We start from the raw sequence: 20,346 nt of genomic DNA, 5'->3' as shown, positions 1-20,346 counted from the left end.
GTTGCTGGTGACGATGTCGCGCAGCACCCCGCGCGGGATCACGGTGTAGGCCTCGGTGACCACGGCCCGGTCGGTGAGCAGATCGGTCTGCGGCGGCAGTCCACCGGCAGGCGCGAAGTACGACGGCGAGTTCAAGCTAGCTCCTCCTCGACGGGCCCACCGGCTCCGATGCAAGCCCGTGACCTGCAAAATCCATGTATACAAAACCGGGGTTGAGGAGCAGGATAAGCAACCTCGGCCCATCGCGGAAGAGCCCGGGGGGCGGACGAGATCACACCGATTTCGTGATGGCCTGACTGTTGACGGCGCCATGAACACCGCTTACGGTCTTTCCAACTCGCACGTATACTTTCGCATCGCGGAAGCTCATCCACCCCCGCAGCGTTGCGGAGTGAGGCTTTGGAGGCGGCTAGATGACTGCCACGAACGACCAGTCCGGTGTGGACATCCCTCACGCCTCGAGCGAGCGGCTCTACAGCTACGACCTCGCTCCCACGAAGAAGGACGGGCGCCGCTGGGGCGCCTACAACGTCTTCACGCTGTGGGCCAACGACGTGCACAGCCTCGGCAACTACGCTTTCGCGATCGGCCTTTTCGCGCTGGGGCTCAACGTCTGGGGCATCCTGGCCGCGTTCGTGCTGGCCTCCGCGCTGCTGTTCCTGCTGCTGACCATGTCGGGCTACATGGGGCACAAGGCGGGCGTGCCGTTCCCGGTGATGAGCCGCATCGCCTTCGGCACCAAGGGCGCGCAGATCCCGGCCGCGGTGCGCGGGATCGTGGCCATCGCCTGGTTCGGCATCCAGACCTACCTCGCCTCATCGGTGCTCGACGCGCTGCTGGTGGCGGTGTTCCCCGGCCTCAAGCCCCTGGAAGACCAGTCCGTGCTGGGGCTTTCGCTGCTCGGCTGGATCACCTTCCTCGCGCTGTGGGCGATCCAGGTCCTCATCGTCAGCTACGGCATGCACGTCATCCGCAGGTACATGGCGGTGGCCGCACCGACCACGCTGATCGCCATGCTGGGACTGGCCGCCTGGATGTTCGCCCGCGCGGACTTCTCGATCTCGATGTCCACCGCGCAGCCGCTCACCGGCGGCGCGATGTGGCTGCAGATCCTGCAGGGCGCCGCGCTGTGGGTGGTCATCTACGGCACCTTCGTGCTCAACTTCTGCGACTTCACCCGCTCCGCCAAGAGCCGCCAGTCGATCGTGCTGGGCAACCTGATCGGAATCCCGGTCAACATGCTGTTCTTCGCCGGCATCGTGGTCGTCCTCAGCGGCGCCCAGTTCAAGATCAACGGCCGGGTCATCACCAGCCCGACCGACATCGTGCAGACGATCCCCAACACCTACCTGCTGGGGCTGGCCTCGCTCGCGCTGATCGTGCTGACGATCGCGGTGAACCTGCTGGCCAACTTCGTCGCACCGATCTACGTGCTGGTCAACCTCTTCCCGAAGCAGCTGAACTTCCGCCGGGCGGGCCTGGTCAGCGCGGTGATCGGCCTGGTCATCCTGCCGTGGAACCTCTACGACAGCCCGGTGGTGGTGAACTACTTCCTCGGTGGTCTCGGTGCGCTGCTCGGCCCGCTGTTCGGCGTGATCATGGCCGACTACTGGCTGATCCGGAAGACCCGGGTGAACGTGCCCGAGCTCTACACCGAGGACGTCAACGGCGAGTACCACTACACGCGCGGGTACAACCCCAAGGCCGTCTGGGCGTTCATCCCGGCCGCGGCGATCGCCGTGGTGCTGGCGCTGGTGCCCGCCTTCAGCGCCGTCGGCGGGTTCTCCTGGTTCATCGGCGCGATCCTGGGCGCGATCATCTACGCGGTCATCGCCGACCGCAGGCCCGACGCGCAGGACGTGGACGGCGAGGCCATCGCCGTCGCGTCCGAGTGATCGGCCGCATCAAGCTCTTTCGGAGAAAGTCGAATTCATGCGCATCCTCGTCGTGAACGTCAACACGACCAAGTCCATCACCGATTCCATCGGTGAGCAGGCCGCCTCGGTCGCGGCTCCCGGTACCGAGATCGTCCCGCTGACACCGTCTTTCGGCGCCGAGTCGGTGGAGGGCAACTACGAGAGCTACCTCGCGGCGATCGCCGTGATGGAGACCGTGCGGGCCTACCCGGAACCGTTCGACGCCGTCATCCAGGCCGGCTACGGCGAGCACGGCAGGGAAGGGCTGCAGGAGCTCCTCGACGTCCCGGTCGTGGACATCACCGAGGCCGCGGCGAGCACCGCGCAGTTCGTGGGCCGCACCTACTCGGTGGTGACCAGCCTCGACCGCACGGTCCCGCTGATCGAGGACCGGTTGCGCGCCGCCGGTCTCAGCGACCGCTGCGCGTCGGTGCGCGCGAGCGGCCTGGCCGTGCTGGACCTGGAACGCGACCCGCAGGCCGCCGTGGACGCCATCGCCGAGCAGGCGGTCCGCGCGGTGCGCGACGACCGCGCGGAGGCCATCTGCCTGGGCTGCGGCGGCATGGCCGGACTCGCCGAGCGCGTCGTGGCGCGCACCGGTGTCCCGGTGATCGACGGGGTGACGGCGGCGGTGACCATCGCCGAATCCCTGGTCCGCCTCGGTCTGAAGACCTCGAAGGTGCGCACCTACGCGCCACCGCGCCCGAAGCAGATGACCAACTGGCCACCCGCCTGACGTGACGACGAAGCCGGGCCCCGACGACTGGGGTCCGGCTTTTTCACGTCGGCGGTCGCTCGGCCGTCAGTGCACCATGCGTTCGAGGACCATCTCCCGGCTCGCGCGCACGTGCTTGCGGGCGACTTCCGAGGCCCGCTCGGGGTCCCCGGACGCTATGGCGGCGTAGAGAGCCTCGTGCTCGGCGCACACCCGTTCCGGTTCCAGGTTCAGCCGGAACAGGGCGGCCAGCCTGCCGTGCAGCGGTTCGAGCATCGAGCCCAGCAGCTCGTTGCGGGACATGGCGACGAGCTTGTCGTGGAAACCCGTGTTGGCCTCGGACATCGCGTCGGTGTCGGCGGAGTCCAGCGCCTGCCGGGCGCGGGTGGTCAGCTCGCCGAGGTGCTCGACGTCGGCGGAGTCGCTGCGCTCGGCGGCGAGCTTGGCGGCCAGCGCCTCGAGGGCCTCGCGGACGTCGAAGAGCTCCTCCAACTGCTGGCGGTCCAGGCTGCGCACGAACACGCCGCGCCGACGCGGCCGGACCTCGACCATGCCCGCGCTCTGCAGCATCCGGATGGCCTCGCGCACCGGGACGCGGGACACGCCGAACTCGATGGCCAGCTCCTGCTCGAAGATCCGGTCGCCGGGGCGCAGCCGCCCGTCGCTGATGCGGGCCTGCAGCTCGTCGTGGACCTGGTCGCGCAGCGGAACGCGCGACTCACCCTCGGGCACTTCGGTCACAACAACAAGCCCTTCCCGGTCATCGGCATCCCGACGAGTGTGCATCATGCCCAGCGCGTTGCGTCATTCGGTGGGTTGCCCTGGCCGTGCCGGGACGCTCGCGCACCCCAGCTCAGGTGTCGCCGCGGAGGGTGAGGTCGAAGGAGTAGCGGGAGGCCCGGTAGACGTGGGTGCCGTACTCGACGATGGTGCCGGTGTGGTCGTGGGTGATGCGCTGCATCGTCAGCAGCGCGGCACCGGCGGGCTCGTCGAGGAGTTCGGCCTCGTCGTCGGTGGCGGTGCGGGCGCCGATGGTCTGCTGGGCCGCGTGCAGGTGGATGCCCGCCGCGCGCAGCAGCTGGTAGAGGCCGCGGTCGGTCAGCTCCTGGTCGGTCGGGGTGATCAGCGAGGCGGGCAGGTAGTTGCGCAGCCGGGCGATCGGCTCGCCGCGCGCGAAGCGGACCCGTTCCAGGTGCAGCACCTCGTCCTGTTCGGACAGTCCCAGCGCGCGGGCGGCTTCCTCGGGCGGGTGGCAGATCTCGTTGACCAGCACGCGCGTCGTGGGGTGCTGGTCGATGCCGCTGAGGTCGTCGTAGAGGCTGCTCAGCTCCAGCGAGCGCTTGACGCGGTTGAACACGACCTGGGTGCCCGCGCCGCGCTTGCGGACCACGAGCCCCTTGTCGACCAGCGAGCCGATGGCCTGCCGGATGGTCGGGCGGGACAGCCCCAGGTTGCCCGCCAGCTCGATCTCGTTGTCCAGGCGCGCGCCCACGGGCAGCGCTCCGGAGGCGATGGCCTCCTCGATCTGGCTCGCCACCTGGAAGTACAGCGGGACGGGGCTGTGGTGGTCGACCGAGATCTGCCTGGCTGGATCCCACCGGGGTTCCTGGGATCGGTGTCGCATGGCGGTCACGCTGCCCACGATAGCAAGAACACACGACGTAAATAAGTCCGTATGTGCTGACAAACTATTGACACCGGTGTGGCGCGCACGTAGACAAAGGGGGTCCGTGCTCCGGCCGCCGCGAGCGGCCGCGTCCCGATGGAGGGCAAGTGCGATGAGCGATCGGTTCGATGTGATCACGATGGGTCGGATCGGGGTCGACATCTACCCGCTGCAGACCGGGGTTCCGCTGCCGCAGGTGGAGACGTTCGGCAAGTACCTCGGTGGCACCGCCACCAACGTGGCCGTCGCCTCGGCCCGCCTCGGCCACCGCAGCGCGGTCATCAGCCGCACCGGGGCCGACCCGTTCGGCGAGTACGTCCACCAGGCGCTGCGCGGCTTCGACGTCGACGACCGGTGGGTGAGCTCCGTCGAGCAGTACCCGACCCCGGTCACCTTCTGCGAGCTGTTCCCGCCGGACGACTTCCCGCTGTACTTCTACCGCCGCCCCAAGGCCCCCGACCTGGAGATCTACCAGGACGAGCTGGACCTCGACGCCATCGCCGACGCCCGCATCTTCTGGATGACCGGCACCGGGCTGGCCGAGGAGCCGAGCCGCTCGGCGACGCTCGCGGCGCTGCGCCACCGCGACAAGCGCGGCACCGCGGTCTTCGACCTCGACTGGCGGCCGATGTTCTGGCCGGACCAGGACGAGGCGCGCCGCTGGTACCAGGAGGCGCTCGCCCACGTCACCGTCGCGGTCGGCAACCTCGACGAGGTCGAGACCGCTGTCGGCACCCGCGATCCCGAGGACGCCGCGGAACGGCTGCTGGAGCGCGGCGTGGAGCTGGCGGTGGTCAAGCAGGGCCCGAACGGCGTCCTCGCCCGCACGCGCGAGGAGAAGACGGTGGCGCCGCCGGTGCCGGTCGAGGTCGTCAACGGCCTGGGGGCCGGCGACGCCTTCGGCGGCGCGCTCTGCCACGGGCTGCTGCACGGCTGGCCGCTGGAACGCACCATGCGGTTCGCCAACGCGGCCGGTGCTCTGGTCGCCGGCCGCCTCGCGTGCTCCTCGGCGATGCCCTACGCCCACGAGGTCGAGGAGACGCTGTCCACGAACGCGGCGCTGCGCGCGTGAGCGCGGCGGAAAGTGAGATCCGGGTGTCACCGCTGAACATCACCGAACTGCTCGAGGCGCGCGCGACGCGACCCGAGGCCATCGCCGAAGCCGCCGCGCTGCGCGCGAGACGGCCGCTACTGGGCGAGTCCGGCCGCATGATGATCGTCGCCGCCGACCACCCCGCGCGCGGCGCGCTGTCCGCGGGCGGGAACCCGCTGGCGATGGCCAACCGCGCCGACATGCTCGACCGGCTGTGCACCGCGCTGCAACGCCCAGGCGTGGACGGGGTGCTGGGCACCGCCGACGTGCTGGAGGACCTGCTGCTGCTCGGCGCGCTGGAGAACAAGGTCGTCATCGGCTCGATGAACCGCGGCGGTCTGGCGGGCTCGTCGTTCGAGCTCGACGACCGGTTCACCGGCCACCGCGCCGAGGACCTGCACCGGATGCGCTTCGACGCGGGGAAGCTGCTGATGCGGCTGGACCTCGACGACCCGGGATCGCTGAACACCATGCAGGGCGCGGCCGACGCCGTCAACGAGCTCGCCGAGCGCGGGCTGATCGCGATGGTCGAGCCCTTCCTGTCCCGGCGGGTCGAGGGCAAGGTGCGCAACGACCTGTCGGCCGAGGCGGTGGCGCGCTCGATCGCGATCGCCTCCGGGCTGGGCGGCACCTCGGCCTACACCTGGCTGAAGGTGCCGGTGGTCGACGAGCTCGACGAGATCGGCCGGGCTCTGGAGGCCACCACGCTGCCGACGGTGCTGCTGGGCGGGGAGGTGCCCGACGACCCGGAGGCAACCCAGGAGCGCTGGCACAAGGCGCTGCAACTGCCCAACGTGCGCGGGCTGGTCGTAGGCCGGAGCCTGCTCTACCCGCACGACGACGACGTCGCGGGCGCGGTCGACGCCGCGGTCGCCCTGCTGTAGGAGGGGAGAAGTGGTGAGCAACAAGGGATTCCACCTCGCGGACGGGGAATCGGCGCGGGACGGCTACCGCACCTCCGTCGACCCGGCGACGGCCGGTTGGGGGTACTCCTCGCTGCGGGTGCTGGAGCTGGCCGCGGGCGGGTCGCACGAGTTCGACACCGGCGACAGCGAGTGGATCGTGCTGCCGCTCAACGGTTCCTGCTCGGTGTCCTGCGACGGCGAGACGTTCGAGCTGGCCGGTCGCGCGAGCGTGTTCGACGGCGTCACCGATTTCGCCTACGCGCCCCGGGACGCCTCGGTGCGGGTGGACAGCAGCGGCGGCGGGCGGTTCGCGCTCACCGGCGCGCGCTGCGAGAACCGGCTGCCCGCGCGCTACGGCCCCGCCTCGGGCGTGCCGGTGGAGCTGCGGGGCGCGGGCCAGGCCAGCAGGCAGGTCAACAACTTCGGCGCGGCGCACGTCTTCGAGGCCGATCGGCTGATCGCGGTGGAGGTGCTGACCCCGGCGGGCAACTGGTCTTCCTTCCCGCCGCACAAGCACGACGAGGACCGCGAGGGCGAGTCGCGGCTGGAGGAGATCTACTACTTCGAGATCGCCGACTCCCACGGCACCCCGGGCGTGGGCTACCAGCGCGTCTACCCGTCGGGCCCGGACAGCGCCACCGACGTGCTCGCCGAGGTGCGCAGCGGTGACGTGGTGCTGATCCCGGACGGCTGGCACGGCCCGTCGATGGCGGTGCCCGGTTACGACATGTACTACCTCAACGTCATGGCCGGTCCCTCGCCGGACCGCGCCTGGCTGATCTGCGACGACCCCGCGCACGCGTGGGTGCGCGGCACCTGGGCCGACCAGCCGGTCGACGCCCGGCTCCCGTTCTACCAGGCTCCGTCCGAAGTGGAGGCACGATGACGACGCGGAGGCTGACCGTCGCCCAGGCGCTGGTGGAGTTCCTGGCCAACCAGCGCACCGAGCGCGACGGGGTGCGGCAGCGGCTGGTGGAGGGCTGCTGGGGCATCTTCGGGCACGGCAACGTCGCCGGGATCGGCCAGGCGCTGCTGGAGTCCGGTGACCGGATGCCCTACCTGCAGGGGCGCAACGAGCAGTCGATGGTGCACGCGGCGGTCGGGTTCGCCCGCCAGCGCAACCGGATGTCGACCTACGCGGTGACCACCTCCATCGGCCCGGGCGCGACGAACCTGGTCACCGGCGCTGCGCTGGCCACCATCAACCACCTGCCGGTGCTGCTGCTGCCGGGTGACGTCTTCGCCACCCGTCCGGCCGACCCGGTGCTGCAGCAGCTGGAAGTGCCGCACGCGCGCGATGTTTCGGTCAACGACTGCCTGCGCCCGGTCTCGCGCTACTTCGACCGGATCTGGCGGCCGGAGGCGCTGATGCCCTCGGCGCTGGAGGCGATGCGGGTGCTCACCGACCCGGTGGAGACCGGCGCGGTGACCCTGGCGCTGCCGCAGGACGTGCAGGCCGAGGCGTTCGACTGGCCGGAGGAGTTCTTCGCCGAGCGGGTCTGGCGGGTGCACCGCCCGGTCGCCGACCCGGAGTCGGTGTCGGACGCCGTCGAGGCGATCCGAGGCGCGCGCCGGCCGCTGATCATCGCTGGCGGGGGAGTGCACCACAGCGGCGCGGAGCGGGAGCTGGCCGAACTCGCCGAGCGCACCGGGATCCCGGTGGCCGAGACGCAGGCGGGCCGGGGTTCGCTGCGCCACGACCACCCGTGCGCGATGGGTTCGATCGGGCACACCGGCACCGAGGTGTCCGACGACCTGGCCCGCGACGCCGACCTGATCATCGGTGTCGGGACCCGCTACTCGGACTTCACCACGGCCTCGCGCACGCTGTTCGCGAACCCGCAGGTGCGGTTCGTCAACGTCAACATCGCTTCGATCGACGCGCACAAGCAGGCCGCCACCCCGGTGATCGGCGACGCGCGCACCACCCTGCGGCAGCTGTCGCAGGCCCTGTCCGGCCACCGCGCGCCCGACGAGCACGTCGAGCGGTCCAGGGCCGGGGCCCGCCGCTGGGCGGAGGTCGTCGACTCGGTCACGCGCGGATCCGGTGCCGAACGCCCGGGTCAGGCCGAGGTCATCGGCGCGCTCGAGGAGGTCCTCGGCGAGCGGGACGTGGTCATCAACGCTGCCGGGTCGATGCCCGAGGACCTCAACAAGCTGTGGCGCGCCAAGGATCCGCAGCAGTACCACGTCGAGTACGGCTACTCCTGCATGGGCTACGAGATCCCGGCCGCGATCGGCGCCCGGCTGGCCGATCCGTCGCGCGAGGTGTTCGCGCTGGTCGGCGACGGGACCTACTTGATGATGCCGACCGAGCTGGTCACCGCCGTGCAGGAAGGCATCAAGATCAACCTGGTGCTGGTGCAGAACCACGGCTACGCCTCGATCGGCGGCCTGTCGGAGAAGGTCGGTGGCGAGCGCTTCGGCACCGCCTACCGCTACCGCACCGGCGAGGGCACCTTCACCGGCGAACCGCTGCCGGTGGACCTCGCCGCCAACGCAGCGAGCCTGGGCATGCGGGTCCTGCGCGCCGAGACCAACGACGAGCTGCGCCAGGCCCTCCGCGACGCCCGCGAGAACCCCCGCCCGACGGCGGTCCACGTCGAAACCGACCCGGCCAAGGCGCAACTGCCGCCCGAGGCGTGGTGGGACGTGCCGGTCGCCGAGGTCGCCACCCGTGAATCCACCCGCGAAGCCCGCAAGCGCTACGAGGACCAGGTGGCCGCGCGCCGCCACCACCTGTGAGAGGAAGCAGTGAAGACCATCCAGCACTTCATCGACGGCAAGCACGCCGACGGCAGCTCCGGCCGCCACGGCGCGGTCACCAACCCCGCCACCGGCGAGGTCACCGGGCAGGTCCCGCTCGCCTCGGTGCCCGAAGTGGACACCGCGATCTCGGCGGCGGCCAAGGCGTTCGAGTCCTGGGGCACCGCCTCGCTGGCCAAGCGCACCCAGATCATGTTCCGCTACCGGGAACTGGTCCACGCCCACCGCGACGAGATCGCGAAGCTGATCACCGTTGAGCACGGCAAGGTGCACTCCGACGCGCTCGGCGAGGTCGCGCGCGGCCTGGAGATCGTCGAGCTGGCCTGCGGCATCCCGCAGCTGCTCAAGGGCGAGACCTCCACCCAGGTCTCCACCCGCGTGGACGTGGAGTCCCTCCGCCAGCCGGTCGGCGTGGTCGCCGGCATCACCCCGTTCAACTTCCCGGCGATGGTGCCGATGTGGATGTTCCCGGTAGCCCTGGCCTGCGGGAACACCTTCGTGCTCAAGCCGAGCGAGAAGGACCCGTCGGCGACGCTGCGGCTGGTGGAGCTCGCCCACGAGGCGGGTGTGCCGGACGGCGTCCTCAACGTCGTGCACGGCGACAAGACCGCCGTGGACCGGCTGCTGGAGCACCCGGACGTCGACGCGGTCAGCTTCGTCGGATCCACCCCGATCGCCAAGCACGTCCACGACACCGCGAGCGCGCACGGCAAGCGGGTGCAGGCCCTCGGCGGGGCGAAGAACCACATGCTCGTGCTCCCCGACGCCGACCTGGACCAGGCCGCCGACGCCGCGGTCTCGGCCGCGTACGGCAGCGCGGGGGAGCGCTGCATGGCGGTGTCGGTGGTCGTGGCCGTCGACCCGATCGGCGACGAGCTCGTCGGCAAGATCGCCGAGCGCGCCCGCGCGCTGACCATCGGGCCGGGCGACGACCCGGCCTCCGAGATGGGACCGCTGATCACCGCCGAGCACCGCGACACGGTCGCCTCCTACGTGCCCCGGGCCCGCGAGCAGGGCGCCGAGGTCGTGGTCGACGGCACCGGGATGGTCGTCGAAGGCCACGAGGGCGGGTTCTTCACCGGGGTCAGCCTCGTCGACCGGGTCACCCCGGACATGGACGTCTACGCCGACGAGATCTTCGGGCCGGTCCTGGCGGTCGTGCGCGCGGAGAACTACCAGGAGGCGCTGGAGCTGATCAACCGGTCCCGCTGGGGCAACGGCACCGCCATCTTCACCCGCGACGGCGGGGCGGCCCGGCGCTTCCAGCTGGAGGTGCGCGCCGGCATGGTCGGCGTGAACGTGCCGATCCCGGTGCCGGTGGGCTACCACTCCTTCGGCGGCTGGAAGGACTCGCTGTTCGGCGACCACCACATCTACGGCAACGATGGCGTGCACTTCTACACCCGGGGCAAGGTCATCACCACCCGCTGGCCCGACCCCAGCGACGGCGGAGTCGACCTGGGCTTCCCCAGCAACAGCTGAAATGCCCTCTGCAGGTTGCGGAGCACTGGCACTGCCGCGGGTTCTGAGACGTCGTCTGGCGAGTACGCCGCGACGCCGTGTATTGGCTACACGTCAGGAGTGGCGCACGGAGTCCAGGCGGCGTCTCAGGTTCCGCTACCCGCACCGCCACGCAAACGGAGTTGAGGAACAGGTTTCGAGCCCTCAGCGCGGGGGTGCGGTGCTGCCTCGGGAGACCAGCTTGGGGTCCAGCACCACCTCCTGCGGGGTTCGTGCGGGGTCTTCGAGTCGTTCGACCGCGAGGCGGACGGCGTGCTTGGCCATCTGCTCGGCGTCCTGGCGGATCGTGGTGAGGGCGACCGGGGCCAGGTGCGAGACGTGGCTGTCGTCGTAGCCGACGATGGAGATCTCCTCCGGGACGTCCACGCCGCCCAGCGCGAACGCGCGCAGCAGGCCCAGCGCGCAGCGGTCGTTGCTCGCCAGCACGGCCGTGGGCAGCTCGGCCTCGTCGAGCAGCCTGAGGGCGGCGTCCTGCCCGGCCCGCTCGGTGTGCGCGCCGGGCAGGACCCGCGCGCGTTCGCCGAGGCCCCGGGCGTCCATCGCCTTCCGGTAGGCCGCGCGCCGTTCGGCTGATCCGGGCTCGTCGCCGCCGTCGACGTGCACGATCTCGCGATGGCCGAGGTCGACGAGGTGGTCCACGGCTTGCCGGACGCCCGCTTCGTCGGCGGTGCGCACGTTGTCGATCCGGGTGGCGTCCTCGCGCGCGTTGATGGCCGTGACCAGGGCCCGGCCGCCCAGCTCGTCGAGCTGGCCCGCCTCGGCGCGCGGGCCGAGCAGGACCAGCGCCTCGCAGCGGTGGCTGAGCAGCGCCTCCACCGCTTTCGCCTCGTCGCGGGACGGCGCGGTGGCCGACAGCAGCACCTCGTAGCCGATCCGCTCGGCTTCCGGGTAGATGGCTTCGACGAGGTCGGCCTGGAACGGCTGGTGCACGGTGAGCATGACGCCGAGCGTGCGGCTGCGGTGGCTGGCCAGCATGCGGGCCGCGGTGTCCGGGCGGTAGCCGAGCCGGTCAGCGGCCTGCAGCACGCGCTGCCTGGTCTCCTCGCCCGCGCCCGGCTTGTTGCGGAACACCAGCGAGACCAGCGCGCGGGAAACCCCTGCGGCGCGGGCGACGTCGGTCATCGTCGGCCGACGGGCGCCGGTGCCGTCAGGACGTGCGGTTTCGTCGATCACGTCGCTGATCCTGCCCCATTCGAGAGTTCGACGAGTTTGGCAGAACGTCTTGACATATGGATGTGACGGCCAACATAGTGTTCGAGACTAGAGCGCGCTAGTCGAGTGCGCCAGGACTGACCTCTCGCCGATTCCGGCGATCGAGACCTACCGGCGAGCACGCCGGACCGAGGAGGGTTCGATGACAGCGACGCCCGAGACCACCCCGCGAACCGTGGCGGGAAACCTCTGCCTGGGCTCGGCCCCCGACTCCTGGGGGGTGTGGTTCCCCGAGGACGAGCACCAGGTCCCCTACACCCGCTTCCTCGACGAGCTCGCCGAATCCGGCTACCGCTGGCTGGAACTCGGCCCGCCCGGCTACCTGCCGCTGGACCCGCAGCGGCTCGCCGACGAGGTCGGCTCCCGGGGCCTGCAGGTCTCCGGCGGCACCACCTTCGGCGCGCTGCACCGGCCCGAGGAGTGGGAGCAGATGCTCGCCGAGGTGAGCAAGGTCGCCGAGCTGACCGCCGCCGTCGGCGCGCACCACCTGGTGTTCATCCCGCCGATGTTCCGGGACGAGAAGACCGGTGCGTTCACCGAATCCCCGCAGCTGAGCGCCGACCAGTGGCGCGCGCTCGGCGCGGCGGCCGACGAGCTCGGCAAGATCCTGCTGGAGGAGCACGACGTCCGGCTGTGCCTGCACCCGCACGCCGACAGCCACATCCAGACCCAGCCCGAGATCGAGCGCTTCCTCGACGCCACCGACTCCCGCTACGCCCAGCTGTGCCTGGACACCGGGCACGTCGCGTACGGCGGCGGCGACAACCTCGACCTGATCAGGCGGTTCGCCGAGCGCATCGGCTACGTGCACATCAAGCAGATGGACCCCGAGGTACTCGCGCAGGTCTCCGCCGAGGAGCTGTCGTTCGGCGAGGCCGTCAAGCGCGGCGTGTGCGTCGAACCCCCGGCGGGCGTGCCGAACCCGGACGAGATCGTGCGCGAGCTGTCCACCTTGGACGCCGAGCTGTTCGTGATCGTCGAGCAGGACCTCTACCCGTGCGCCCCGGACGTCCCGATGCCCATCGCCGTGCGCACCCGCGAGTACCTCGGCGGATGCGGCCTGAGCGGAACCCGGCGCCCGCAGGTCCGGTGACCACCACCCCTGGGGATCCGCAGCGCGCCCGCCCGGGGCGCTCCACGAAGGAGACCGTTCGAATGTCCGAAGTGCACAGCGACGTGCCCGCTCCCGCAGCCGAACCCAGTACCGGCGCGCAGTCCCGCAGGTTGAAGGTCATCACCGTCGTGGCGACCTTCGGCGGCCTGCTGTTCGGCTACGACACCGGCGTCATCAACGGCGCCCTGCCGTACATGCAGGCCGACCTGGGCCTGACCCCGCTCACCGAAGGCCTGGTGACCAGCTCGCTGCTGTTCGGCGCGGCGATCGGCGCCTTCCTGGCGGGCAGGCTGGCCGACGTGCGAGGGCGGCGGCGCACCATCTTGTGGCTCGCCGGGATCTTCCTCGTCGGTGCGCTGGCCTGCACGTTCGCGCCCAGCGCCACGTTCATGGTCGTCGCCCGATTCGTGCTCGGCCTGGCGGTGGGCGGCGCCTCGGTCACGGTGCCGACCTACCTCGCCGAGGTCTCGCCCGCGGAGCGGCGCGGCCGGCTGGTCACGCAGAACGAGCTGATGATCGTCAGCGGCCAGCTCGCGGCGTTCACCTTCAACGCCGCGATCGCCGGGGCGCTCGGCGAATCCGCGCACGTCTGGCGCTACATGCTGGTCATCGCCTCGCTGCCGGCCGTGGTGCTGTGGTTCGGGATGCTGGTGATGCCGGAGAGCCCGCGCTGGCTGGCCTCCCGGGGGCGGCTCGGCGAAGCCCTGGAGGTGCTGCGGCAGGTCCGCACCGCGCAGCGCGCCGAGTCCGAGCTCGCCGAGGTCCAGCGGCTGGCCGAGCAGGACCGGCAGCAGCGAGCCGGGGGATGGGCCGACCTGAAGGTGCCGTGGGTGCGGCGGCTGCTGGTGGTCGGCATCGGCATCGCCGTGGTGCAGCAGGTCAGCGGCGTGAACACGATCATGTACTACGGCACGCAGATCCTGAAGAGCTCGGGATTCTCGGCCAACGGGGCCATCGTCGCCAACATCGCCAACGGCGTGATCTCGGTGCTGGCCACCTTCGTCGGCATCTACCTGCTCGGCCGGATCAACCGCAGGCCGATGCTGCTGATCGGTCAGGCGGGCACGGCCACCGCGCTGCTGCTGGTCGCGGTGGTGTCGATGACGGTGCCCGAAGGCCTGCTGCGCGGCGTGCTGGTGCTGGCGTTGACCGTGACCTTCCTGGCGTTCCAGCAGGGGGCGACCTCGCCGGTCACCTGGCTGATGCTCTCGGAGATCTTCCCGCTGAAGATGCGCGGTTTCGCCTTCGGCCTGGCCAGCCTCACCTTGTGGGCGGCGAACTTCGCCGTCGGGCTGACCTTCCCGATCCTGGTCGACGCGCTGGGCATCGCGACCACGTTCCTGGTGTTCGTGGCGGTCGGGGTGCTGGCCATCGCGTTCGTGGCCAAGTTCGTGCCGGAAACCCGCGGGCGCTCCCTGGAAACGCTGGAAGCCGAACTGCGCGCCCGCTACTCCTGAACCGCTGAGGAATGCTGATGAAGATCGCGATCGATCCGCACATGTTCCGCGCGCTCCCGATCCGGGAGATGGTGCGCACCGTCGCCGACATCGGGTACGAGCACATCGAGCTGTCCCCGCGCGACGACTTCATGCCGTTCTTCGTCCACCCGCGTGCCGACGACGCGCGGGTGGACGAGCTCAAGTCCGCGCTGCGCGAGACCGGGGTGCAGCTGGCCAGCGTGCTGCCGCTGTACCGCTGGTCGGGCCCGGACGAGACCGAGCGCCAGGCGGCGGTGCGCTACTGGAAGCGCATGATCGAGGTGACCGCCGAACTCGGCTGCACCCAGATGAACTCCGAGTTCAACGGCCGCCCGGAACGCGAGGCCGAGAGCGAGGCCGCGTTCTGGCGGTCGATGGAGGAGCTGCTGCCGGTGTTCGAGCGCGAGGGGATCGCGCTGAACCTGGAGGCCCACCCGGACGACTTCTGCGAGGTCAACACGCCTGCGGTGGACCTGGTGCGGGCCATCAACGAGCCCTGGGTGAACTACCTGTACTGCGCACCGCACACCTTCCACCTCTCCGGCGAGGGCACCGGTGCGGACATCCCCGCGATGCTGCGCTACGCCGGCGACAAGCTCACCCACGTCCACATCGCCGACACCTTCAACCACAAGGCGTCCTCCGGGCTGCGCTACATCCTCAACCCGCCGGGCACGCCTGCGCGCATCCACCAGCACCTGGACGTCGGCCAGGGCGAGGTCGACTGGGACGCGTTCTTCTCGACGTTGCGCGAGATGAACTTCGACGGCATCGCCACCGCGTGCGTGTTCGCCTGGGAGGACCGCGCCGTGGAGTCGTCGACGTTCATGCTCGAGCGGATCACCCGCGAGCTCAAGCGCTGAAGCCCACCAGAGGAAGGGAAAACCCTTGCAGGAACAGCAACTCCGCGTCGGACTCATCGGCGCGGGCAGGATGGGTGCCGACCACGCGCTGCGGATCCACGAGCGCATCAGCGGGGCGCGGCTGGCCGCGGTCGCCGACCCCGACCTGGACCGGGCGCAGCAGGTCGCGGGTGGCTTCGGCGCCCGCGCCACGGCCGATGCCTTCGAGGTGATCGACGACTCGGCCGTGGACGCCCTGGTGATCGCCTCGCCCGGCTCGGTGCACGAACCGCTGCTGCTCGCGGCGATCGAGCGCGGTGTGCCGGTGCTGTGCGAGAAGCCGCTGACGCCGGACCCGAAGTCCTCGCTGCGCGTGGTGGAAGCCGAGGAAGCCCGCGGCGAGCACCTGGTGCAGGTCGGGTTCATGCGCCGCTTCGACGCCGAGTACGCCGAGCTCAAGCGGCTGCTCGACGCCGGCGAGCTGGGCGCGCCGCTGATGCTGCACTGCGCGCACCGCAACGCCGCGACACCACCCGGTTTCACCAGCGAGATGATGATCTACGACTCGGTGGTGCACGAGTTCGACACCGCCCGCTGGCTGCTCTGCAGCGAGATCGCGGCGGTGAGCGTCCGCGCCCCGAGGACGAGCTCGGCGGCCCCGGACGGGCTGCGGGACCCGCAACTGGTCACCCTCGAAACCACCTGCGGCGCACTGGTCGACGTCGAGATCTTCGTCAACTGCGGGTTCGGCTACCAGGTCCGCTGCGAGGCCGTCGGCGAGCGCGGCACCGCGCTCATCGGCGCCGACGGTGGCCCGCTCGTGCACCGCTCGGGCAGCTGGGGCGGCACGATCAGCGACGACTTCCGGGACCGCTTCGGCGCCGCCTTCGACCGCGAGTTCCAGCGCTGGGCCGACGCCGCCCACCAGGGCCGCACCGACCCCACCGCAGCCACCACCTGGGACGGCTACGCCGCAGCAGCCGCCTGCGAAGCAGGAGTCCAAGCCCAGACCACGGGAACCACAGCAGAAGTAGACCTCGCCGAACGCCCCGACTTCTACACCCCCTGACCCACCTCACCCCATCAGATTTCAATGGAAGTCGTGGACGGGATTTCAATGGAAATCAGGGTCCTGAGTTCCATTGAAATCCCGTCACGTGGCCGGCGCCCGTCCGCCTTCCCGGAGGTCCGGAGGTCCTGAGCGGGTCAGGGGCGGGTGATGGTCCGGAGCAGGCCGGAGTGGTCGAGATCGCCGTCGCCGGCGCGGACCATGCGGTCGAACTGGGAGAGGACCAGGTCGACGACGTCGGAGGGCGCTCCGGCGTCGTCGGCCGCGTCGCGGGCGAAGACGAGGTCCTTGAGCTGGTTGCGGGCGCTGCCACCGCCGCTGTAGTCCGCGGTCAGCCACCGCTCGGCCTTCTGCCGCAGCACCTCCGATCCGGCCAGGCCGTCGCCCAGCGCGGTCACCAGGTCGGCCCGGGACAAGCCGTGCAGCTCCGCCAGGGTGAGCGCCTCGCAGAGCGCGGCGATCGTCCCCGCGACCACGATCTGGTTGCACGCCTTGGCGAGCTGCCCGGATCCCGCCTCGCCCATCCGCACCGTCGTCCGCGCCACGGCGTCGAAAACCGGCCGCAGCGAGTCGACGGTGGGCTGATCGCCGCCGACCATCAGGCTGAGCTCGCCGCGTTCGGCTCCGGGAACGCCGCCGCTCATCGGTGCGTCCACGACCCGAACGCCGCGTTCGGCGGCGAGTCGGGCGGCGAACTCCCGCAACGCCACCGGGGACACGGTGCCGTGCACGACCAGCACCGGGCGTTCGACGCCGTTGCTGCGCCACCCGGCCAGCAGCCCGTCCGGACCCGGCAGCAGCGCCTCGACCTGCGGCAGATCCGGCAGCACGGTGAGCACGACACCGGCGGCGGCCTCGGCGGGCGAGGTGGCTCGCCGGGCACCGAGCGAGACGACCCGCTCAGCGCGTTCGGGCGTCCGGTTCCACACGGTCAGCGAGCCCAGTTCGCGGATCAAGTTGACGGCCATCGGTTCGCCCATCGGACCGAGCCCGAGCAGCGACACCCCACCGGAGGGAATCATCGGCCGAGCAGCTCCACGGTTTCGCGGCGCAGTTCCAGCACTTGATCGAAACGCTCGTCGAGTTCGACGTCCTCCAGGGTCGGGGTGGTGCCCTTCGGGATGTCGCGGCGCAGTCGCACGTGGTGCGCCAGCGCGATCGGCAGCGCGCCGCGTTCCACCGATGCGCGCGCCGAGATGAGCTTGCCCCACACCGAGTAGCCGCCCTCGCCGTCGAGCTCCTCACCGGCGCGCAGGTCCTTCTTCGCGGTGGCGACCACGTCACCGAAGAACCCCTTGGGCGCACCGGTCGGCACGCCGCGCAGCACGGCGTTGGCGATGGAGATCCCCAGTTCGAGACCGACGTAGTGGTAGGGGCGGTAGAGCGCGGCGTAGCGCTGGGACGGGTCCGGGTGCCACGGGTACTCGGCGAAGCAACCGGAGACGTAGTCGTTGGTGGCCTTGACCACGACGAACACGCCTTCCTGGGTGTTGTGCGGGATCCACTCGCCGTCGCGGGTCACGCTCGACATCACGTCCACCGAACCCTCGTGCGCCAGCACGCCGCCGACGTCCTTCGGGCGGCAGACGGTGGCGATCTCCTCGAGGTCGCCGGGCGTGAACGTCAGCCCGTCGTCGGAGGGAGTCAGCCCGGCCGCGTTGGCGACGGCCGCCATCTCGATGGCCGCCTTCGTGCCGTCCCGGAAGGCGGTGTGCATGTAGGGGTTGAGCTGCCCGGAATCCGTGAGCTCCCGGGAGAACTCCCAGTGCTCCCAGACGTTGTCGGGGTTCATCTCGTGGTAGTGGGGGAGGTACTTGGCGCCCTTGCCCGCGCACACCACGTCGAAGCCCGAGGTGCGCGCCCAGTCCACCAGCTCCATGATCAGCGCTGGCTGGTCGCCGTAGGCCATCGAGTACACCAGCCCGCGTTCGGCCGCCCGCTTGGCCAGAGCCGGACCGGCCAGGGCGTCGCACTCGACCGTCACCATGATCACGTGCTGCCGGGAGTCGAAGGCGCGCAAGGCGTGTGACGCACCTGCGATCGGATTGCCGGTGGCTTCCACGATCACGTCGATGTCGTCGCGGAAGAGCGCGGCGGCGTCGGCGACCACGGCCGTGCGGCCGGACGAGACCGCCTCGTCCACGTCGTCGGTGGCCGCGTCCTGCGGCCAGTCGACCAGCTTCAAGGCCTGCCGGGCCCGGTCCAGGTTGATGTCCGCGATGGCCGAGACCCGGATGCCGGGGGTGTTCCGGACCTGGGCGAGGAACATCGTGCCGTACCGGCCTGCGCCGATGACGCCGACGCGGATCGGGTTGCCGTCGTTCTCGCGGGCCAGCAGCAAATCGTGCAAGTTCACCGGAAACTCCCAGCTGATAGCATGTGGTAACGGTTCCAGTTTTGTACCACTGCGGTTTCACGGGCGTCAACGCCCGGATCGCTGCACCCGGCCGTCGATTAGGGTCCGACGCAGTTCGGAGAGGAGACGCGATGAAGAAGGCGGCGACCATTCGAGACGTCGCGGCACGCGCGGGCGTGTCGGTGTCCGTGGTTTCGCGCGTCCTCAACGACACCGGCCCGGTGGCGCCGGCCAAGCGCGCCCAGGTTCTGGAGGCGATCGAGGAACTCGGCTACCGGCCGAAGGCCGCTGCCCGCCAGCTGAGCCAGGACCGACCCGACACCGTCGGTCTGCTGCTCGCCGATCTGGCGAACCCGTTCTTCGCCCGCCTGGCCGACCGCGTCGTCGCCGAAGCGCGTTCCCGCGAGCTGCAAGTCGTGCTGATGACCACCCAGGAGGACCCGCACCTGGAGGAGCAGGCCCTGCGCACGCTGCTGGACCGCTCGGTCGGTGGCGTGATCGGCACGCCCACCGGCCACAACGTCGAGCACTGGGACAAGCTCGCGAACCTGGAGATGCCCGTGGTCTTCGTCGACCGGGCCATCGAAGGGCTGGACCAGGTCGACGTCGTCAGCATCGAGAACGTCGAATCGGCGGCCACCGCGACCGGGCACCTGCTCGACCGCGGTCATCGGCGCATCGGGTTCGTCCCGGGTCCGCTGGACACGACCACCGGGAGCGAGCGCGTCCGCGGTTACGAACGGGCGCTGGCCGAACGCGGCGTCGCCCGGGATGAGCGCTTGGTGCGCCCGGTTCCGTTCCGAGGCGAGAGCGGTGCCGACGTGATGGCCCAGATGCTGGCGTTGGACGAACCGCCGACGGCGGTGGTCGTGGCCAACACCGCTCAGGTCCGGGTCGTGCTGCGGATGCTCGCCCAGAGTCGGGTGTCCATCCCGGACGACCTGTCGCTGGTGGTCTTCGACGACAACCCGTGGACCGAGCTGATCCGGCCGCCGCTGACCGCGGTCCGCCAACCCATCGACATGCTCGCGCTGCACTCGGTGGACCTGGTGCACGCGCGGATGCGGCAGAAGCTGCCGCCGAGCCCGCGCCGGGTGCGCGTGGCGGCGGAGTTCCTGGAACGTTCGAGCACCGCCGCACCCCGGACGGGGTAGGCGCCACCGAGAGGAGCGCAATGTCGCAAGAAGTCGTCGTCACCGCGGTTTTCCACCCCGTTCCGGGACAGCGTGCAGCGCTGGGAGCGGTCCTGGAGTCGGTGATCCCGGACGTGCACGAGGAGGCCGGTTGCCTGCTCTACGCCCTCCACGAGGCGGGTGGGGACACCCTGGTGCTCATCGAGAAGTGGGAATCCCGCGAACTCCTGGCCGCCCACCAGCGCGCCGACGCCGTCGCCCGCCTCAACGCCGAGGCGGCCGAACTGCTCCAGTCGCCCCCGGAGGTGGTGACGATGTCAGCACTGCCGTGCGGACACCAGACCAAGGGACAACTCTGACCCGAGCACGACTTCCGCTGAATTCGGGGTTCTGATTTCCATTGAAATCGGAACCCCGAATTCCATTGAGGTGTTCTCAGTAGGGGTTAGGTCAGGCGGCCGTGTTCGTGGTGGGTGAGTACGAGTGCTGCTTGGACGATGCGGCCGATTTTGCGGGGGCTGGTGGTGAAGTGGCGTAGTGCTTGCCAGCGTCCGGTCAGG

18 protein-coding genes are annotated in these 20,346 nt (G+C 70.5%); 13 read left to right on the top strand and 5 right to left on the bottom strand.

The features are described from left to right. Positions 1-413 precede the first annotated feature (413 nt). On the top strand, positions 414-1,895 hold the full coding sequence (locus R4I43_RS33865; protein ID WP_324269816.1) for an NCS1 family nucleobase:cation symporter-1: 1,482 nt from the start codon (positions 414-416) through the stop codon (positions 1,893-1,895). 37 nt (positions 1,896-1,932) lie between these two features. Next, complete coding sequence (locus tag R4I43_RS33860) at positions 1,933-2,652, top strand: aspartate/glutamate racemase family protein (protein WP_324269815.1); 720 nt, start codon at positions 1,933-1,935, stop codon at positions 2,650-2,652. A gap of 66 nt (positions 2,653-2,718) precedes the next feature. Here R4I43_RS33860 and R4I43_RS33855 read toward each other — a convergent pair whose 3' ends face one another. Together R4I43_RS33855 and R4I43_RS33850 are read right to left on the bottom strand one after the other, a co-directional pair. Then, entirely contained in the window at positions 2,719-3,372 is a 654-nt protein-coding gene (locus R4I43_RS33855) for a GntR family transcriptional regulator (RefSeq protein ID WP_324269814.1), read from the bottom strand. A 112-nt stretch (positions 3,373-3,484) separates the two neighbouring features. After that, positions 3,485-4,255 carry a GntR family transcriptional regulator gene (locus R4I43_RS33850; RefSeq protein ID WP_324269818.1) on the bottom strand — a complete coding sequence of 257 codons (771 nt, stop codon included), beginning with the start codon at positions 4,253-4,255 and terminating at the stop codon, positions 3,485-3,487. A gap of 154 nt (positions 4,256-4,409) precedes the next feature. Between R4I43_RS33850 and iolC the strand changes: the two genes are divergently transcribed. The 5 genes from iolC to R4I43_RS33825 are packed head-to-tail and all read left to right on the top strand — an operon-like array spanning position 4,410 to position 10,543. Then, positions 4,410-5,369, top strand: a complete 960-nt coding sequence (gene iolC / locus R4I43_RS33845; RefSeq protein WP_324269813.1) for a 5-dehydro-2-deoxygluconokinase — start codon at positions 4,410-4,412, stop codon at positions 5,367-5,369. A gap of 23 nt (positions 5,370-5,392) precedes the next feature. After that, positions 5,393-6,274, top strand: a complete 882-nt coding sequence (locus R4I43_RS33840) for a Cgl0159 family (beta/alpha)8-fold protein (protein ID WP_324269817.1) — start codon at positions 5,393-5,395, stop codon at positions 6,272-6,274. Between the two features lie 10 nt (positions 6,275-6,284). Beyond that, positions 6,285-7,181, top strand: coding sequence for a 5-deoxy-glucuronate isomerase (gene iolB, locus R4I43_RS33835; protein ID WP_324269812.1), 897 nt, complete (start codon positions 6,285-6,287; stop codon positions 7,179-7,181). Then, positions 7,178-9,040: a 3D-(3,5/4)-trihydroxycyclohexane-1,2-dione acylhydrolase (decyclizing) gene (gene iolD, locus R4I43_RS33830; RefSeq protein ID WP_324269811.1), complete on the top strand. Its 1,863-nt coding sequence runs from the start codon at positions 7,178-7,180 to the stop codon at positions 9,038-9,040. Before iolB ends, iolD begins: the two co-directional genes overlap by 4 nt. 9 nt (positions 9,041-9,049) lie before the next feature. Next, a complete protein-coding gene (locus R4I43_RS33825) occupies positions 9,050-10,543 on the top strand; it encodes a CoA-acylating methylmalonate-semialdehyde dehydrogenase (protein ID WP_324269810.1) in 1,494 nt (497 codons plus the stop codon). A 183-nt stretch (positions 10,544-10,726) separates the two neighbouring features. Here the strand turns inward: R4I43_RS33825 and R4I43_RS33820 are convergent, their stop codons facing one another. After that, a complete protein-coding gene (locus R4I43_RS33820) occupies positions 10,727-11,755 on the bottom strand; it encodes a LacI family DNA-binding transcriptional regulator (RefSeq protein WP_324269809.1) in 1,029 nt (342 codons plus the stop codon). A 181-nt stretch (positions 11,756-11,936) separates the two neighbouring features. On the opposite strand from R4I43_RS33820, the gene R4I43_RS33815 reads away from it, so the two are divergent. The 4 genes from R4I43_RS33815 (at position 11,937) to R4I43_RS33800 (ending at position 16,297) form a co-directional block, all read left to right on the top strand. Next, on the top strand, positions 11,937-12,887 hold the full coding sequence (locus tag R4I43_RS33815; RefSeq protein WP_324269808.1) for a TIM barrel protein: 951 nt from the start codon (positions 11,937-11,939) through the stop codon (positions 12,885-12,887). A 62-nt stretch (positions 12,888-12,949) separates the two neighbouring features. Continuing rightward, positions 12,950-14,365, top strand: a complete 1,416-nt coding sequence (locus R4I43_RS33810) for a sugar porter family MFS transporter (protein ID WP_324269807.1) — start codon at positions 12,950-12,952, stop codon at positions 14,363-14,365. 17 nt (positions 14,366-14,382) lie between these two features. Next, positions 14,383-15,249 carry a sugar phosphate isomerase/epimerase family protein gene (locus R4I43_RS33805; protein WP_324269806.1) on the top strand — a complete coding sequence of 289 codons (867 nt, stop codon included), beginning with the start codon at positions 14,383-14,385 and terminating at the stop codon, positions 15,247-15,249. A 25-nt stretch (positions 15,250-15,274) separates the two neighbouring features. Further along, positions 15,275-16,297, top strand: coding sequence for a Gfo/Idh/MocA family protein (locus tag R4I43_RS33800; protein WP_324269805.1), 1,023 nt, complete (start codon positions 15,275-15,277; stop codon positions 16,295-16,297). Between the two features lie 137 nt (positions 16,298-16,434). Here R4I43_RS33800 and R4I43_RS33795 read toward each other — a convergent pair whose 3' ends face one another. Both R4I43_RS33795 and R4I43_RS33790 read right to left on the bottom strand, forming a co-directional pair. Further along, positions 16,435-17,319: an NAD(P)-dependent oxidoreductase gene (locus tag R4I43_RS33795; RefSeq protein ID WP_324269804.1), complete on the bottom strand. Its 885-nt coding sequence runs from the start codon at positions 17,317-17,319 to the stop codon at positions 16,435-16,437. Beyond that, positions 17,316-18,653, bottom strand: coding sequence for an NAD(P)H-dependent oxidoreductase (locus R4I43_RS33790; protein ID WP_324269803.1), 1,338 nt, complete (start codon positions 18,651-18,653; stop codon positions 17,316-17,318). The genes R4I43_RS33795 and R4I43_RS33790 overlap by 4 nt, the downstream gene beginning before the upstream one ends. 131 nt (positions 18,654-18,784) lie before the next feature. On the opposite strand from R4I43_RS33790, the gene R4I43_RS33785 reads away from it, so the two are divergent. Beyond that, positions 18,785-19,807: a LacI family DNA-binding transcriptional regulator gene (locus tag R4I43_RS33785; RefSeq protein WP_324269802.1), complete on the top strand. Its 1,023-nt coding sequence runs from the start codon at positions 18,785-18,787 to the stop codon at positions 19,805-19,807. Positions 19,808-19,827: 20 nt separating this feature from the next. Further along, a complete protein-coding gene (locus R4I43_RS33780; protein ID WP_324269801.1) occupies positions 19,828-20,145 on the top strand; it encodes a putative quinol monooxygenase in 318 nt (105 codons plus the stop codon). Positions 20,146-20,346: the final 201 nt, after the last annotated feature.

Origin of the sequence: Saccharopolyspora mangrovi, assembly GCF_035320975.1 — a bacterium.
Taxonomy (GTDB): Bacteria; Actinomycetota; Actinomycetes; order Mycobacteriales; family Pseudonocardiaceae; genus Saccharopolyspora; species Saccharopolyspora mangrovi.
This window is presented reverse-complemented; position numbering and strand designations above follow the sequence as displayed.